General features: G+C 64.6%; 14 protein-coding genes and 1 pseudogene. All 15 read right to left on the bottom strand.

The genetic code is table 11. From position 1 onward, the window contains the following. Window positions 1-1,044, bottom strand: a 1,044-nt coding sequence (gene ftsZ, locus DH10_RS17680) for a cell division protein FtsZ (RefSeq protein WP_192385135.1), incomplete at its 3' end; no start/stop codon positions are given. 68 nt (window positions 1,045-1,112) lie between these two features. Continuing rightward, on the bottom strand, window positions 1,113-2,420 hold the full coding sequence (gene ftsA, locus DH10_RS17675) for a cell division protein FtsA (protein ID WP_192243154.1): 1,308 nt from the start codon (window positions 2,418-2,420) through the stop codon (window positions 1,113-1,115). After that, the gene (locus DH10_RS17670) at window positions 2,417-3,358 is read right to left on the bottom strand and encodes a cell division protein FtsQ/DivIB (RefSeq protein ID WP_192243156.1); all 942 of its coding nucleotides are present in this window, start codon (window positions 3,356-3,358) and stop codon (window positions 2,417-2,419) included. The genes ftsA and DH10_RS17670 overlap by 4 nt, the downstream gene beginning before the upstream one ends. Next, window positions 3,346-4,272 carry a D-alanine--D-alanine ligase gene (locus tag DH10_RS17665; protein ID WP_192243545.1) on the bottom strand — a complete coding sequence of 309 codons (927 nt, stop codon included), beginning with the start codon at window positions 4,270-4,272 and terminating at the stop codon, window positions 3,346-3,348. The genes DH10_RS17670 and DH10_RS17665 overlap by 13 nt, the downstream gene beginning before the upstream one ends. A gap of 312 nt (window positions 4,273-4,584) precedes the next feature. After that, window positions 4,585-5,550 (bottom strand): UDP-N-acetylmuramate dehydrogenase, encoded by a 966-nt coding sequence (murB, locus tag DH10_RS17660; protein WP_192243158.1) that lies wholly within the window; start codon window positions 5,548-5,550, stop codon window positions 4,585-4,587. Beyond that, a complete protein-coding gene (murC, locus tag DH10_RS17655; protein WP_192243160.1) occupies window positions 5,547-6,953 on the bottom strand; it encodes a UDP-N-acetylmuramate--L-alanine ligase in 1,407 nt (468 codons plus the stop codon). Before murC ends, murB begins: the two co-directional genes overlap by 4 nt. After that, complete coding sequence (murG, locus tag DH10_RS17650) at window positions 6,950-8,074, bottom strand: undecaprenyldiphospho-muramoylpentapeptide beta-N-acetylglucosaminyltransferase (protein ID WP_192243162.1); 1,125 nt, start codon at window positions 8,072-8,074, stop codon at window positions 6,950-6,952. Before murG ends, murC begins: the two co-directional genes overlap by 4 nt. Window positions 8,075-8,080: 6 nt before the next feature. Then, window positions 8,081-9,232 (bottom strand): putative lipid II flippase FtsW, encoded by a 1,152-nt coding sequence (ftsW, locus tag DH10_RS17645; RefSeq protein WP_192243164.1) that lies wholly within the window; start codon window positions 9,230-9,232, stop codon window positions 8,081-8,083. Continuing rightward, window positions 9,232-10,632, bottom strand: a complete 1,401-nt coding sequence (gene murD / locus DH10_RS17640) for a UDP-N-acetylmuramoyl-L-alanine--D-glutamate ligase (protein WP_192385134.1) — start codon at window positions 10,630-10,632, stop codon at window positions 9,232-9,234. Before murD ends, ftsW begins: the two co-directional genes overlap by 1 nt. A gap of 8 nt (window positions 10,633-10,640) precedes the next feature. Next, window positions 10,641-11,723: a phospho-N-acetylmuramoyl-pentapeptide-transferase gene (gene mraY, locus DH10_RS17635; protein ID WP_192385133.1), complete on the bottom strand. Its 1,083-nt coding sequence runs from the start codon at window positions 11,721-11,723 to the stop codon at window positions 10,641-10,643. Between the two features lie 26 nt (window positions 11,724-11,749). Continuing rightward, window positions 11,750-13,183 carry a UDP-N-acetylmuramoylalanyl-D-glutamyl-2,6-diaminopimelate--D-alanyl-D-alanine ligase gene (locus tag DH10_RS17630; RefSeq protein ID WP_192243170.1) on the bottom strand — a complete coding sequence of 478 codons (1,434 nt, stop codon included), beginning with the start codon at window positions 13,181-13,183 and terminating at the stop codon, window positions 11,750-11,752. Further along, window positions 13,180-14,634, bottom strand: coding sequence for a UDP-N-acetylmuramoyl-L-alanyl-D-glutamate--2,6-diaminopimelate ligase (locus DH10_RS17625; RefSeq protein ID WP_192243172.1), 1,455 nt, complete (start codon window positions 14,632-14,634; stop codon window positions 13,180-13,182). Before DH10_RS17625 ends, DH10_RS17630 begins: the two co-directional genes overlap by 4 nt. A gap of 54 nt (window positions 14,635-14,688) precedes the next feature. Continuing rightward, complete coding sequence (locus DH10_RS17620; RefSeq protein WP_192243175.1) at window positions 14,689-16,416, bottom strand: peptidoglycan D,D-transpeptidase FtsI family protein; 1,728 nt, start codon at window positions 16,414-16,416, stop codon at window positions 14,689-14,691. Beyond that, window positions 16,413-16,808, bottom strand: a complete 396-nt coding sequence (gene ftsL, locus DH10_RS17615; RefSeq protein WP_192243178.1) for a cell division protein FtsL — start codon at window positions 16,806-16,808, stop codon at window positions 16,413-16,415. Before ftsL ends, DH10_RS17620 begins: the two co-directional genes overlap by 4 nt. A 4-nt stretch (window positions 16,809-16,812) precedes the next feature. Beyond that, window positions 16,813-16,943 (bottom strand): annotated as a pseudogene (locus DH10_RS17610) (16S rRNA (cytosine(1402)-N(4))-methyltransferase RsmH); the annotation flags it as partial.

The following is a 16,943-nucleotide window of genomic DNA, read 5'->3' as shown; positions in this document are numbered from 1 at the left end:
CTGAGCAGGCGCCGCCGGCCGGGCGACCGGCTTCTGCGGCGCGCGGATCGAGATCGGCGCCGCGGCGATTTCGGCCGCCGACTTGTCGATGCCGGTGGCGACCACGGAGACGCGGATCACGCCTTCCAGTTCCTCGTCGAAAGTGGCGCCCAGGATGATGTTGGCGTCCTGGTCGACCTCCTCGCGGATGCGGGTCGCAGCTTCGTCGACCTCGAACAGGGTGAGGTCGCGGCCGCCGGTGATCGAGATCAGCAGGCCCTTGGCGCCCTTCATCGAGGTTTCGTCGAGCAGCGGGTTGGCGATCGCGGCTTCCGCGGCGGCCATCGCGCGGCCCTCGCCCGAAGCCTCGCCGGTGCCCATCATCGCCTTGCCCATCTCGCGCATCACCGAACGGACGTCGGCGAAGTCGAGGTTGATCAGGCCTTCCTTGACCATCAGGTCGGTGATGCAGGCCACGCCGGAGTAGAGCACCTGGTCGGCCATGGCGAAGGCATCGGCGAAGGTGGTCTTGTCATTGGCCAGCCGGAACAGGTTCTGGTTGGGGATGACGATGAGCGTATCGACGCATTTCTGCAGCTCCTCGATGCCCATGTCGGCCGTCTTCATGCGGCGCTGGCCCTCGAAATGAAACGGCTTGGTGACGACGCCGACGGTAAGGATGCCCTTCTCGCGGGCGGCGCGGGCAACAACCGGCGCAGCGCCCGTGCCGGTGCCACCGCCCATGCCGGCGGTGACGAAGCACATATGCGTGTTGGACAGATGATCGATGATCTCGTCGATGCATTCTTCCGCGGCAGCGCGACCGACTTCCGGCTGCGAGCCGGCGCCGAGCCCCTCGGTGACATGCGCGCCGAGCTGGATCAGCCGTTCCGACTTCGACATCGTCAGCGCCTGCGCGTCGGTGTTGGCCACCACGAATTCGACGCCGCGCAAGCCGGCGGTGATCATGTTGTTGACCGCGTTGCCGCCGCCGCCGCCAACACCGAACACGGTGATGCGTGGCTTCAGCTCGGTAATGTCCGGCTTTTGCAGATTGATGGTCATTGTCTCCGTCCTTTTGCCTTTCCCGCCGCTTCGCCGCTGCGGCCGCCTATGGGGCTGTCCCCGTCAAATTAAAAACTGTCTCTCAACCACTGACTCATGCGATGCAGTTTTCCGCCCGTTCCGGTCATTTTGAAACCGGAAAGTCCTTTCGCCGAATGGCTCTCGAAGCTCGCCATCTGCGGATAGATCAGAAGCCCGACCGGGGTCGAGAACGCCGGCCCCTTGGCTGCCTCCGGCAGGCCCGCCACGCCGAGCGGCCGGCCGATGCGTACATTGCGTCCGAGGATGCGGCGCGCCGCTTCCGGCAGGCCGGCCAGTTGGCTGGCGCCGCCGGTGAGAACGACGCGCTTGCCGACGGCGTTGCCGTAGCCCGATTTGTTCAGCCGATCGCGCAGAAGCTCCAGCGTCTCGTCGATGCGCGCGCGGATGATGCGCGTCATCACCGAGCGCGGGATCTGCAGCGGCAGTTCGCCCTCCTCGCCGATCGGCTGGATGGAGACCAGGTCGCGGTCGTCGGCACTTCCAGGCAGCGCAGAGCCATGCATCACCTTCAGCCGCTCGGCGGCGTCGAGCGAGGTCGACAGGCCCTTGGCCATGTCGAGCGTCACATGGTTGCCGCCGATGGCGATGGCGTCGCCATGCACGAACTTGCCTTCCGAGAACACAGAGATCGTCGTGGTGCCGCCGCCCATGTCGATGCAGGCTGCACCCATTTCGAGCTCGTCGTCGACCAGCGCCGCGAGACCGCTGGCATAAGGCGTCGCCACCATGCGCTCGACCGACAGATGCGAGCGGTTGATGCAGAGCTCCAGATTGCGCATCGGGGCGGCGTCGCCGGTCAGCACATGCATGTCGACGCCGAGCGCGTCACCGACCATGCCGCGCGGGTCGCGCACGCCGCGTTCGGCATCGAGCGAGAAGCCGACGGGAAGCGAATGGACCACCTCCCGCTCGGCCCGCAATGCCTGCTTGGCGCCGGCGCCAAGCACGCGCTTGATGTCGGCTTCCTCGACCTGGTGGCCGCCGAGATTGATGGTTGCCGAGAAGGCCTCGCTCTTCAGCCGGCCGGCCGTCATGTTGACGATGAGGGAATCGACGGTGAGCCCGGCCATGCGCTCGGCCGCGTCGACGGCGAGACGGATGGCATGCTCTGCGCGGTCGAGATCGACGACGACGCCCGACTTCACGCCCTGCGACTTCTGATGGCCGATGCCGATCACCTGGATGCGATGCGAGCGCCCGCGAAGAAGCTTGCCGTCCTCGTTCGGCTTCAGCTTCGCCACCACGCAGCAAACCTTGCTCGAGCCGACGTCGAGCACCGTCAGCGTGCCCGACCGCCGCGAAGAAGCATCACCGCTGCCGCCAAGCCAGCTCATATCTTCGTCTCCGGCTTGCGCTTCGTCAGGCTCTTCGGCTTTTCGCTGAGCGCGGCTTCGCGCTGTGTCGCCGCCTCCGGCGAGAGCTCCACCACCAGCCGGTCGGACAACCGCATGTCGACGGCAGCGATGTCGCGTGTCAAAAGTCCGTTGTCATCGTCGAGCCTGACGAGATCGGCGATCGCCCGGTCCTCGTCATCCTCCGGCAGCTTCACCGTGATGCCATTCTCGAGCTTGAGATCCCAGCGCCGCTCGCCGACGCGGATATAGCCTTTGATCCGCGCCGCCAGATCGGGATAGCGCTTGATCTTCTCCAGGAAGTCCGGCGCCTTGGCCGGCGCGCCCGTGCCGATGATCAGCGGCAGCAGAGCCTCCTTGCCGCCCGAGAACGGCGCGATCACCTCGCCCGACCGCTCGATCACCGACAGCGAGTTGCCCTGCTGCCAGAGCGCGAAAGGTTCGCGCTCCTCGACGCGCACTTCCAGCGTATGCGGATAGATCTTGCGCACCGCCGCCACCTCAACCCAAGGCAACGTCGCGATGCGCTCGCGCGCGGCCTCGGCGTCGAAGCCGATCAGCGATGTCCAGCCATCGAGGCCGAGCCGGTCCAGTATGTCGATCTCTGAAGTCTGGCGGTTGCCGACGACCTTGATCTGATCGACGGCAAAACCGGTTCGAGCCGTCACGCCCTGCACGATGCTGTCGGAATAGCCGCCGAGATAGGCGCCATAAGCCCCGGCCGAAGCCAACAAGGCAGCGGAGAGGATCGCGGCCGAAAAGCGCGGTGCCTCGTACTCGCCACCGCAGAGACGGGCAAGCACACGCACCGGCCGCCGAAGTTGGCGCGGCAACACGAAATGGTCGAACGACAGCGGCACGCCGAATAGCGCAGGCCCAGCCCCACCGCCCTTGCCCTGTCCCCACCTCAACGCAGACACGAAGCGTCCTCCACCATCCAACTCAACAGATCGCCGAACGAATGCCCCGCTTGCGCGGCGATTTCAGGCACCAGAGACGTCGGCGTCATGCCCGGCTGGGTGTTGATCTCAAGCCAGACAACCTCGCCGTTTTCGGAGTGACGGTCGTCGTAACGGAAGTCCGACCGGGAGACGCCCCGGCAACCGATAGCAAGATGAGCCTTGAGGGTCAGTGTCTGTATTTTTTGGTAAATATTCGGTGAAATTTTTGCAGGGGTTTCGTGTTTTGATCCGCCGGGAACGTATTTTGAATCGTAGTCGTAGAAGGAATGGCCGGTCGGGATGATCTCGCAGACCCCGAGCGCCACGTCGCCCATCACAGCGCAAGTCAATTCGCGCCCATGGATGTAGCGCTCGACCATAACGATCTCGCCATACTTCCACTCTGACGAGCCTATCACCTGCGGCGGATGCGACTGCCCCTCATGCACGATGACGACGCCGAAGCTCGAGCCTTCGTTGACCGGCTTCACCACATAAGGCGGCTTCATCGGATGCTTGTTCTGGACGGCGAAGCGGTTGACCACCTTCGATTCCGCGACCGGAATGCCGGATGCCTTGGCGACCTTCTTGGCCTGCTCCTTGTTCATGGCCAGCGCCGAAGCGAGCACACCCGAATGGGTGTAGGGAATTCCGAGATATTCGAGAATTCCCTGGATGGTGCCGTCCTCGCCGAACGGACCGTGCAGCGCATTGAAGGCGACATCGGGCTTGAGCTCGGCAAGGACAGACCCGACATCGCGCGAAACATCGACGCGGGTGACCTGATAGCCTTCATTCTCGAGCGCATCCGCACACGCATTCCCCGAGGACAGAGACACGGGCCGCTCCGAGGAGAATCCACCCAGGAGAACAGCCACATGCTTCTTCTTCATCCCGTCATTCCCTCTCACGCCGGGCCTGCAACCGATATTTCCGCACGCAACATCCCCGCATATTGAGTCCGAGTCTTCCGGCAGGTTGCCCCCCCAGACGGAAAACGCGAGTTACGCGTCAAACGACTCAAATCAGGAAACGCTTTAGGGCAGAGAATCAGAGAGTTGATTCCCTGGCAAGTGCCTATGATTCCGAGAGATTCACTTTCCGCGAAAACGGGTCAGAAAAGCGTGTTGTTGAGTCTTTACGGCAACGCTTGACGACCGTTGCCTGTCACGGAAGTTCATGTGCTACTTGAACTTCGCAGCGAGCTAAAGAAGCTGTCCCAGGAATTCCTGGACCGCGTGGCCCGGCCGGAAGTTGCCGAGACGCTTGATCTCCCAGTGGAGCCGGATACCCGAATTTTCCAGCACCCGTGCGCGCACCGTCTCGCCGAGATATTCGAGATCGTAGCCGGTCGCCGTGCCGGTGTTGATCATGAAGTTGCAGTGCATGGGGGACATCTGCGCGCCGCCGATCATCAGCCCGCGGCAGCCGGCCTTGTCGATCTCTTTCCAGGCCGACGAGCCTTCGGGATTCTTGAAGGTCGAACCGCCGGTCTTCTCGCGGATCGGCTGCACCGTCTCGCGATGATTCTGCACGGCGTCCATCGCCGCCTTGATCGCCGCCTTGTCTTCCGGAACGCCCTCGAAGATGGCGGAGGTGAAGATCAGTCCGGCAGGTGCCGATGAGTGGCGATAGGAATAACCCATATCGTCAGTGAGCAATGTATGAACATTGCCCTTGCGATCGAGCGCCGTCACCTCGACGACCCGCTCGCGCGTCTCCACGCCGTTGGCGCCAGCATTCATGATAAGCGCGCCGCCGATGGAGCCTGGAATGCCGTGGTAGAAATGGAAGCCGCCAATACCTTCCTCCAAGGCAAATGCGGCAAGACGCTTGTCCGGGGTGGCGGCGCCTGCCTTGATCCCACCACTTGGAACTCTTTCAATTTGACCAAAGCCCTTGGCCGAGAGCCTCACCACGAAACCGGGGATGCCGCCGTCGCGCACCAGAAGGTTCGAGCCGACGCCGACGACCGTGATCGGAATTTCCTCCGGCACCGCGCGCAGGAAGGCCGCGAGGTCCTCCTCATCGACCGGCTGGAACAGCGCCTCCACCAGGCCGCCGGCACGAAACCAGGTGATCTTGTCCATCTCGGCATTGGGCGTGACGCGGCCGCGCAAGGCGGCGAGCTTGTCGCCGAGTTTATCGATCAGGTCCTGGCCGCGCATCATGAGGGGGCCCCACCGAGTTCCTTGGGCAACGCGTAGGCCCATTGCGTGATGTTGCCGGCGCCCAGGAACACGACGAAGTCGCCGGGCTTGGCAAGCTCGCGAATGGCCGGCGCGACCGCCGCCGGACCTTCGATATAGCGCGCGTCGCGGTGGCCGCCAGCGCGGATGCGCGACACCAGCGCGTCCGAGGAGACACCTTCGATCGGCTCCTCGCCGGCCGGATAGACCGGCGCCACCATGACCGTGTCGGCATCGTTGAAGCAGACGGAGAACTCTTCGAACAGGTCATGCAGCCGGGTGAAGCGGTGCGGCTGCGCGATCGCGATGACGCGGCCCTTGGTGGCCCCGCGCGCGGCCTTCAGCACCGCCGCGATCTCGACCGGGTGATGACCGTAATCGTCGAAGATGTCGACCCCGTTCCAAGAGCCGGTGTGAGTGAAGCGGCGCTTGACCCCGGCAAAGGACGACAGGCCTTTCTTGATCGCCTCGGCCGACAGGCCGAGCTCATTCGCGACCGCGATCGCCGCCGTTGCGTTGGAGACATTGTGCCGGCCGGGCATCGGCAGCCGCAGGCCGGCGATCGTCGTTGTGCCGCGGCCCTTGCGGTCGCGGATCACCACGTCGAACTCCGATATGGCTCCGTCCATACGGTGGTTGGTGAAGCGCACGTCGGCCTGCGCGTTCTCGCCATAGGTAATGACGCGCCGGTCCTCGATGCGGCCGACCAGCGCCTGCACCTCCGGATGGTCCGTGCACATCACGCCGAAGCCGTAGAACGGCACGTTCTCGACGAACTGGCGGAACGCCTCGCGCACCTTGTCGAAGCTGCCATAGTGATCGAGATGCTCCGGGTCGATGTTGGTGACGACCGCGATGTCGGCCGGCAGCTTGAGGAAGGTGCCGTCGCTCTCGTCCGCCTCGACCACCATCCACTCGCCGTCGCCCATGCGGGCATTGGTGCCATAGGCGTTGATGATGCCGCCATTGATGACGGTCGGGTCGAGCCCGCCGGCTTCGAGCAGCGTCGCCACCATCGAGGTGGTCGTCGTCTTGCCGTGCGTGCCGCCGATGGCGATCGCCTGGCGGAAGCGCATCAATTCAGCGAGCATCTCGGCGCGGCGCACGACCGGCAGCAGTTTTTCGCGCGCGGCCTTGAGTTCCGGGTTGGATTTCTTGATGGCCGTCGACACCACGATCACTTCGGCGTCGCCGATATTCTCGGCCTTGTGGCCGACGAAGCACTCGATGCCCTTATCGCGCAGCCGCTGCACATTGGCGCCGTCCGCCTGGTCGGAACCCTGCACCTTGTAGCCGAGATTGTGCAGCACCTCGGCGATGCCGCTCATGCCGATGCCGCCGATGCCGATGAAATGCACGAGGCCGATCGTCTGCGGCATCTTCATGCGCGCGTCCTCCTGTGGTCCGAAACCGTTTTGCCGGACGCAATAGCCTCTGTAAGATCGGCGAGCAACCGCGCAGCATCCGGTTTTCCGGCCGAGCGGGCAGCCGCGGCCATCCCTGCAAGCCGGCCGGGGTCCTCCATTAGCCCGCCGACCAGCGCGGCAATCCGCTCGGCCGAAAGCGTCGATTGCGGATGGACCTCGGCTCCGCCGGCCGCGGCAAGTGCCGCGGCATTCGCCGCCTGGTCGTGATCGAGCGCATGCGGATAAGGCACCAGCAGCGCGGGGCGGCCGATGACGGCGATCTCCGATACCGTCGAGGCGCCGGAGCGCGACATCACCAGATGGGCCGCCGCCATGCGCGCCGCCATGTCGGTGAAGAAGGGCGAAACCTGCGCGTCGACGCCGAGATTGGCATAGGCGGCCTTCACCCGCACCACGTCTTCGGCGCGCGCCTGCTGGGTGATTGTCAGCCGCTTGCGCTGCGCTTCGGACAGGAGCGCGATCGCCGCCGGCACGGCATCGGAAAAGAATTGCGCGCCCTGGCTGCCGCCGAACACCAGAAAGCGGAAAGGCTCGCCGTCGTTGGACGCTATGTAAGGGGTCTTTGCCGCTTCGAGTATCTGCGGCCTGACCGGATTGCCGGTGTTCACCGTCTTGGCGCCGGCCGCACTTGCGCCTTCCGGCAGGAAGCCGCCGGCGATCGCGTCGACCCGGCTCGACAGCGCCCTGTTGGCGCGGCCCATGACGGCGTTCTGCTCATGGATCAGCGTCGGCACCTTGCGGCGGGCCGCCGCGTAGAGCGGCGGCAGTGTCGGATAGCCGCCGAAGCCGACGACGGCCTCCGGCTTGATCCTGGCGATCACCCGCCCCGCTTGCCGCACGCCTTGCCAAATCGTCCAGAAGGCCGAGAGCATGGCAATCGGATTCTTCGAGCCCAGTGTGGCCGACGGGATCGAGTGGACTTCGACAGCGGGAAACTGGCGCGAATAGCGCTCGGCGCGGTGGTCGGTGGCGAGATGCACCTTCCAGCCGCGCTCGATCAGCTCATGCGCAAGCGCCTCGGCCGGGAACAGATGCCCGCCCGTTCCGCCGGCCGCAAGCAGGATAACACCCTTCGACATCCAGCCTCATTCCGCCGCGATAGTGCGCTGCGAGAAAGCATAGCCCATCTGCTTGCGCTTTTCGGGATGTCTGCGCGTCAGCGCCAGCACCATGCCCATCGAGACGGCAATCGCGATCTGCGAGGAGCCGCCATAGGAGATGAAGGGCAGCGTCATGCCCTTGGCGGGCATCAGCTGCAGGTTGACGCACATATTGATGGCCGACTGCAGCCCGAAGATGGTGACAAGCCCGCCGACGGCGTAGCGGGTGAAATCGTCATGCTCCTTGAGCGCGATGCTCAATCCGCGCAGCACGATGAAGGCGAAGATCGACATGATGAAGAAGCACATGATCAGCCCGAACTCCTCGCCCGCGACCGAGAAGACGAAGTCGGCATGGCTGTCCGGAATGACCCGCTTCACCGTGCCCTCGCCCGGACCGACGCCGAACCAGCCGCCATTGATCAGCGCTTCGCGGCCCATGTCGACCTGGAAGGTATCGCCTTCGCCGGTGAGGAACTTGTCGATGCGGGCGGCGACGTGCGGAAAGACCGTATAGGCCGCGAACACGCCGCCGATGCCGGCGGCACCCAGCGCGACGATCCAGAGCCAGGGTAAGCCGGCCATGAAGAACATCACGCCCCAGGTGCCCAGCACCAGCATTGTCTGGCCGAGATCAGGCTGCGCCACCAGGAGGGAGATCACCAGGGCCAGCAGCAGCATGGCGAAAAGATTGCCGGGGATATCGGGCTGGCGCTTGTGCTCGGCGAAAAGCCAGGCGCAGATGATGACGAAGGCAGGCTTGAGGAATTCGGACGGCTGGATGGAGAGGCCGGCGAGCGACACCCAGCGCCGCGCGCCTTTCACCTCGACGCCGATGTAGAGCACCGCCACCATCAGCACCAGCATGATGCAGAGCATCACCAGCGACATGCGCCTTATCTGTCGCGCCTCGAGGAAGGAAACCGCCAGCATCACGATGAGAGCTGGGATGGTGAAGATGATCTGCCTTGTAGCGAAGTGGAAGCTGTCGAGGCCGATGCGCTCGGCGACCGCCGGACTTGCCGCGAAGGACAAAACGATGCCTAGCCCCATCAGCGACAGGAATGCCGCCAGGAACCAGCGATCGATCGTCCACCACCAGGTTGCGACCGGACTTTTGTCGAGACGGCTTTGCATCAACGTGGCCCTCCGATGGGTTTCACCCCATCAATAGCAGTCGCAGCTTGCCTGAAGGCTTCGCCGCGAACCTCGAAATTCTTGAACTGGTCGAAACTGGCGCAGGCCGGCGAAAGCAGCACCACCGCTTCGCCGCCGGTGTCGCTCGCAGCGTCATGGGCTGCATGCTCGACCGCGGCAGCCAGCGTTCCGGATATTTCGTAAGGCACCGCCTCGCCCAGCGTGGCGGAGAAAGCAGGTGCGGCCTCGCCGATCAGATAGGCCTTGGCGATGCGCGGGAAGAAGCCGCGCAGCGGCTCGATGCCGCCTTCCTTGGGCAGGCCGCCGGCGATCCAGTAGATGCGGTTGAAGCTCGACAGCGCTGGCGCCGCCGCGTCGGCATTGGTCGCCTTGGAATCGTTGACGAACAGCACATGATCCTTGCGGCCGACCTGCTCCATGCGGTGCGCCAGCCCTGGGAAGCTTTCCAGCCCCGCCTGGATCTCGCCGAGCTCGAGACCGACCCGCAGGCAGGCGGCGATGGCAGCCAGCGCGTTCTGCGCATTGTGCTGGCCGCGAAGCGAGCCGATGCCCTCGAGGAAAGCGACGCGGCTGTAGCGGCCGTCCACGGCTTCCATCAGGTTGGTGCCCTCGGCGAAATAGCCGTCGGTGAGCGGCAGGCGCTTGGAGATGCGGATAACCTGCCGGCCTGCCCGCTCCAGCCGGTCGGCGATCTGGGCGCACCAGGAATCGTCGACGCCGATGATCGCGGTGTCGCTGCCGGCGACCAGCCTTTCCTTGATCGAGGAGTAATGCGCCATCGTGCCGTGCCGGTCGAGATGGTCGGGCGTCAGGTTGAGCAGGATGCCTGCCGTCGGGTTGATCGAGGGTGCGAGATCGATCTGGTAGGAAGAGCACTCCACCGCATAATGCCGCTCGGGCTCGGGCGGGTCGAGCGTCATGATGGCCCGACCGATATTGCCGCCCATCTGGGTGTCGCGCCCTGCCGATTTCAGGATATGCGCCGTCAGCGCCGTAGTCGTCGACTTGCCGTTGGTACCGGTGATCGCGATAAAGGGCGAGGACGGAGCGCGCTGGATGCGCTCGCGGCAAAACAGCTCGATGTCGCCGACCCCCTCGACGCCGGCGCCGCGAGCCAGCTCCACCGTCCAATGCGGCTTCGGATGCGTGAGCGGCACGCCGGGCGACAGGACGAAGGCCGCAAAGCGCGACCAGTCGGCGCCGCGCAGGTCGCCGGTCGCAATTCCGGCGGCGGCGGCCTTGGCCACGCTGTCCGGATTGTCGTCCCAGGCGAGGATATCGGCACCACCCGCGATCAGCGCATGCGCGGTCGCGATCCCCGAACCGCCGAGCCCGAAGAGCGAAACGCGTTTGCCTGCGAAGGAAGTGGCGGGGATCAAGCGGTGTCCTATCTGAGCTTGAGGGTGGAGAGGCCGACCAACGCCAGGATGACGGCGATGATCCAGAAGCGGATCACCACCTGGCTTTCGGTCCAGCCGAGCTTTTCGAAATGGTGATGGATCGGCGCCATCAGGAAGACGCGCTTGCCGGTCATCTTGAAGTAGCCGACCTGGATGATGACCGACAGGATCTCCACCACGAACAGGCCGCCGACGATGACCAGCACGATCTCGTGCTTGGTGGCGACCGCGATGGTGCCGATCAGTCCGCCCATGGCCAGCGAGCCGGTGTCGCCCATGAAGATCGCGGCCGGCGGCGCGTTGAACCAGAGGAAGCCGAGGCCGGCGCCGATGACCGCGCCGAGCACGACCGCCAGCTCGCCGGTGCCGGGGACGAAGTGGATCTGCAGATATTCGGCGAAGACCGCGTTGCCCGAAAGATAGGCGATGACGCCGAAGGACGCCGCCGCGATCATGATCGGCACGATCGCCAGGCCGTCGAGGCCGTCGGTCAGGTTCACCGCATTGCCGGCGCCGACGATGACGAAGCAGGAGAACGGCACGAAGAACCAGCCGAGATTGATGAGGAATTCCTTGGCGAACGGAAAGGTCAGCGAGGACGAGAACGGCGCCTGGCCATTATGCATGATCACCCAGGCAGCGATGCCGGCGATGACGAATTCGATCGCCAGCCGCGCCTTGCCGGAGAAGCCTAGATGCGACTGTTTCGTCACCTTGAGATAGTCGTCGTAGAAACCGATCGAGCCGAAGCCGAGCGTCACCAGCATCACAACCCAGACATAGATGCTGGAGAGGTTCGCCCACAAAAGCGATGAGCCGATGATGCCGCAAAGGATCATCAGCCCGCCCATGGTCGGCGTGCCCGCTTTCTTGAAATGCGTCTGCGGCCCGTCGGCGCGGATCGGTTGGCCCTTACCCTGACGAAGCCGCAGCGAATTGATGATGGTCGGTCCGAATATGAAGACGATGAGCGCCGACGTGATCAGCGCGCCGCCGGTGCGAAAGGTGATGTAGCGGAAGACATTGAAGGCCGAGATCTTGTCCGCGAAATCAACGAGTAAAGTGAGCATGCGCTTCCGTCCCCCGGAGCCCGACCTCAGGTCGGTTCAATGGTTGCGGCTTCCGCCGGAAATTTGCCGAGCAATGCCTCGACCAGCTTTGAAAATCCTATGCCTTTCGACGACTTGACCATCACCACGTCGCCGGGCCTGATTGCCGACATGACGACCGGCTTCAGCTCTTCCGCGCCTGCCCGGTATTCGGTTTCGACATCGGAAGGCAAAACCTCGGCCAGCGCCCGCATCTCCGCGCCGCCGAGAAAGACGTTGTGCGTTTCCGTGCCGACGATGAGTTCGGCAAGCGCCGCATGCAGCTTCGCCGAATGGCTGCCGAGTTCCAGCATGTCGCCAAGCACGGCGATGCGCCTGCCCTCGCCCGATACCGGCGTGGCGTTGAGCAGCGCCATGGCTGCCGCCATCGACGCCGGGTTGGCATTGTAGCTCTCGTCGATCAGCGTGATCGGGCCGCTTGGATGATGCAATATGTGGCGCCTGCCGCGCCCGCGCTCGGCCGAAAGATCTGCAAGCGCCGCCGCCACCTTGTCGAGATCGGCGCCGACCAGTTGCGCGGTCCCCAGCACGGCCAGCACATTCTGCACGATGTGTCGGCCGGGCGCCCCGACCCGGGCCGTCACATCCTTTTTGCCGATCTTGACGGCGATATCGGAATGATCGGCGTAAAGGTCGCAGCCAGCAAGGCGGAACGCCGAGCGGGCGTTTTCGCCGAAGCCGAAGACATGCTCGACACCGGCCTCTCTCGCCATTTTGCCGAGCAGCTTCCAGCGCGGATCGTCGCGGTTGAGCAGCGCGGCGCCGCCGGGCTCTATGCCCTCGAAAATCTCGGCCTTGGCCATGGCGATCTCGTCGAGATTCTTGAAGAAGCCAAGATGGGCGGCGGCAATCAGCGTGACGATCGCGACATGCGGTCTGACCATCCTGACGAGCGGCCTGATCTCGCCCGGATGGTTCATGCCGATCTCGAAAACCGCGTAGTCGCAGTCTTGCGGCATGCGGGCCAAGGTCAGCGGCACGCCCCAATGGTTGTTGAACGACTGCGCCGAGGCATGCACCTTGCCGACCGCCGACAGCACATGGCGCAGCGCCTCCTTGGTCGTCGTCTTGCCTGCCGAGCCGGTCACCGCGACAATCTTGGCCCGTGAGCGAGCGCGCGCCGCAACGCCAAGCTTCTCGAGCGCCGCAAGCACATCCTGCACGACGATCATCGGCGCCGTCAGCCGGCCGAGTGACGGCAGCTTGCCCTCGGCGACGACCAGCACGGCAGCACCCGCCTTCACCGCCGCGGTCGCGAAATCGTGGCCGTCCATCGTCTCGCCCTTGATGGCGAAGAAGGCATTGCCGGGCTCGAGGCTGCGGCTGTCGATGGAAATGCCGGTGATGCCTTCCGGCAGCGAGCCGATCGGCCTGCCACCCATGGCCTCGACGAGCGCTTCCGACGTCCAGAGCAAGCTCATGCGGCGCGCTCCTGAAGCGCCTCGCGCACTTCCTCGTGGTCGGAGAAGTGGAAGGTTTCGGTACCGATGGTCTGGCCCTCCTCATGCCCCTTTCCGGCGACGATCAGCGTATCGCCGGCATGAAGCATCGCCACCGCCTCGTGGATCGCCTTGCGGCGGTCGCCGATCTCGATGGCGCCGGGTGCCGCGGCAAGGATGGCCGCGCGGATGGTTTCGGGGATCTCCGTGCGCGGATTGTCGTCGGTGACGATGACGACATCGGCTAGCCGGGTGGCGATCTCGCCCATGATCGGCCGCTTGCCGCGATCACGGTCGCCGCCACAGCCGAACACGACAACGACCCGGCCTGTGGTGAACGGGCGAACCGAGGTCAGCACATTTTCCAGCGCGTCGGGCTTGTGTGCGTAGTCGACATAGACCGGAGCACCGGCCGCCGTCGTGCCGACAAGGTCGAGCCGGCCCGGCGCGCCTTTGAGTTTCTCCAATGCGGCCAAGGCTTTGCCGACGGATGTTCCAGTCGAGATGGCGAGGCCGGCCGAAACCAGCGCATTGGCGATCTGGAAATCACCGGCCAGCGGCAGGTCGATCTCGTAAAGCACGCCGTCGGCCTCGACCTCTGCGCGCTGCCGCCGCCGCTCATGCTCGACGCGCTTCAGCGTAAGGAACTCGCCGTGGCGGCCGACTGTGAGCACGTTCAGGCCCGCCGCCCGCGCGGCGTGAACCGTCGGCTCCGACCAGGGATCGTCGGCGAAGATGACCGCCGGAGCCCCCGTCGGCAGCAGGGTATCGAACAGGCGCAGCTTGGCGCGATGATAGTCCTCGACCGTCGGATGGTAATCCATGTGATCGCGGCCGAGATTGGTGAAGCCGCCGGCGGCGAGCTTGACCCCATCGAGGCGGCGCTGGTCGAGGCCGTGGCTGGAGGCCTCCATCGAGGCGTGTGTCACCCCTGCCTCCGCCAGTTCCTTCAGCAGCTGGTGCAGCGCAACCGGATCCGGCGTGGTCAACGAACCATATTCGTTGCGGCCGGGCGCCACGACGCCCGTCGTGCCGATCGAAGCGGCGGCAAAACCGGCCTGCTCCCATATCTGGCGGGTGAAGGCGGCGACCGACGTCTTGCCGCTGGTGCCGGTGACGGCGACCATCGTCTCGGGCTGCTTGCCGAAGAAGCGCGCCGCGCTCAGCGCCAGAGCCAGGCGAGGATCATCGACGGCAAAGACCGGGACCGGAAGGCCGGAAACGCCTGTACCATTGCCGGTGACGATTGCAGCAGCACCTCGACTGGCGGCATCGGCGGCATAGGTTGAGCCATCGGCCTTGCTGCCGGCGAGCGCAAAGAAGACGGCGCCCGGCCTTACATGGCGGGAATCGGAGGAGAGACCGGTAACCTCCAGATCGGGGGAAGCTGTTCCCTCGACAGGCAGGATACCGGCTAGATCTTTCAGATGCATTGAGTCCCGTTCACCGCAACAAAATAGCGCGCAGTTGCCGGCGCGCCCCAAGAATCACTGATAGGAAACCAGCGTTGCACCATTTTCATGGCTGAAATCTGGCTTCACGCCAAGCATGGAAGCCGCGCGCCTGACGATGTTGCCCGCCATGACGCCCGCATTCGAGGCTGCGGTGGCGCCCATGCCGGGCTTTTCCGGCTTCGGCTCGTCGGCGATCGTAAGCACGATATATTGCGGATCGTCCATCGGGAAAGCCGCCACGAAGGCATTGAAATTCTTGTCTTTTGAATAGCGGCCGTTGACCACTTTCTCCGCCGTGCCGGTCTTGCCGCCGACGCGGAAACCCGGAACCCTGGCGCTCTTGCCCGAACCTTTCTCGGCATTGAGCGCATAGAGATAGCGCATCGATTCCACTGTTTTTTCGCTGACCACTTTCTTGGCCACCGCCATTGCCTGTTCCACGGTACGCGGCAGGAAGGTCGGCTCGATCAGATAACCGCCATTCATCAGCGCGGCGCAGCCCACCGCCGTCTGCAGCGGCGTCGTCGACACGCCATGGCCGAAGGCGATGGTGATCGAATTGACCTGCTTCCAGACCTTGGGCTCGGTCGGCCGCGCCACTTCCGGCAATTCCGTCTGCATTTTTTCGAGCACGCCCAGCCGATGCAGGAATTCGCGATGTCCTTCGATGCCGACAGCCTCGGCCTCCCTGGCCGAACCGATGTTGGACGAATAGATGAACACTTCCGGCACCGACAGAACACGGCCCTTGGCGTGGAAGTCGTGGATGGTCTGACGGCCGATCCGGATGGGGCGCGACGCGTCGAAGCGGCTTTCCAGCGTCACCTTGCCGGAATCGAGCGCCATCGCGGTGGTGAAGCTCTTGAAGGTCGAGCCCATCTCGTAGAGGCCGGCCGACATGCGGTTCAGCCGGTCCTTCTCCTGGGCGTTGTAGGGATTGTTGGGGTCGAAATCCGGCACCGACGCCATGGCCAGCACCTCGCCGGTCTTGACATTGAGCACGACCGCGCCGGCCGCGATCGCATGGAACCGCTCCATGCCGGTCGCAACCTCGTCGCGGACGATGTGCTGGACGCGCAGATCGATTGACAGCTTCACCGGCTTCAGGTCCCTGGCCACCGCCAGCCCCGACGCCTGCAGATCGGTAAGGCCCTGGTCGTCGATGTACTTCTCCATGCCGGAGATGCCCTGATTGTCGATATTGGTGAGCCCGACAATGTAGGAGGACGTCTCGCCGCTCGGATAGAAGCGCCGCTTTTCGGTGCGGAAGCCGAGACCCGGAATGCCGAGCGCCATGATGTCGGCCTGCTGCTTCGGCGTCAGCTGCCGCTGCAGCCAGACGAAGCCGGCGCCGCTCTTCAGCTTGTGATAGGTCTGCTCGTAATCGATCTCGGGAAGCACGGTCGACAGCTTCTCGATCGCCTCGTCGGCGTCGACGATGCGGCGCGGCTCGGCGAACAGCGACGCCGTCTTGATGTCGGTCGCCAGCACCTCGCCGTTGCGGTCGACGATGTCCGGCCGCGAGGCCGTGACGCGGCTTTGCGGACCGCCCGACATATCCGGATTTTGCAGGCCGAGATAGACGAGCCGGCCGGCAATCGTCGAATAGATGGTGAAGAACACCGCCATTGTCATGACGATGCGGGTCTTGGCCTTGCCGCCGGTCGCCTTGCGGGCGGCATCGACGACGATCGAACCGTCCTCGGCCACCTTCTTTCGACGCTTGAGCAGGTCACCGATCCTTGGAAGCCTGCTGATCATTGCACGGTGCTCCCGGTGACCACCGGATCCTTGCCGGCCGGGGGCGCTTTGCCGGAATTGTCGGCCATGCCGCCAAGCCGCTGCGACGACAGGTCCTCGATGTTGACAGGTTTCATGGGTACGTCGTCGAGACCGCCGATCTGCCGGGCGTTGAGCGGCTCGAGCCCGAGCTGAGACTTGTAGATTTCGGCAAGCTTCTGCAGCCGTGCCGGTTGGGTGAGCAGGCTCCAGTCGGCTTTCAGAAGATCGATCGTGTCTTCCTCGTAGCGGATCTGCGCCTGCAGCTTCTGCACCGCCGCCAGCTGGTCCTCGGCTTCGCGCTTGGTCTTGTAGGTCAACGCCGCCGCCGAGACCATGACGGCGATCAGGACTATGTCGCTGGTACGAAACACGTGCTTACCTCTCCCCCGGCCGCTCGACGGCGGGAAGCTTTGGAAGGCCGAAAATCGAAAAGTCGCCGGGGCGCGCCGGCACCTCGGTGCGGATTGCCGCGCGCAGCCTGGCCGAACGCGCGCGCGGGTTGGCGG

The sequence above is a fragment of the Mesorhizobium silamurunense genome, from assembly GCF_014843825.1.
GTDB lineage: Bacteria > Pseudomonadota > Alphaproteobacteria > Rhizobiales > Rhizobiaceae > Mesorhizobium > Mesorhizobium silamurunense.
Note: the sequence above shows the minus strand (reverse complement) of the source record. Positions and strands in the feature narration are given on the sequence as shown.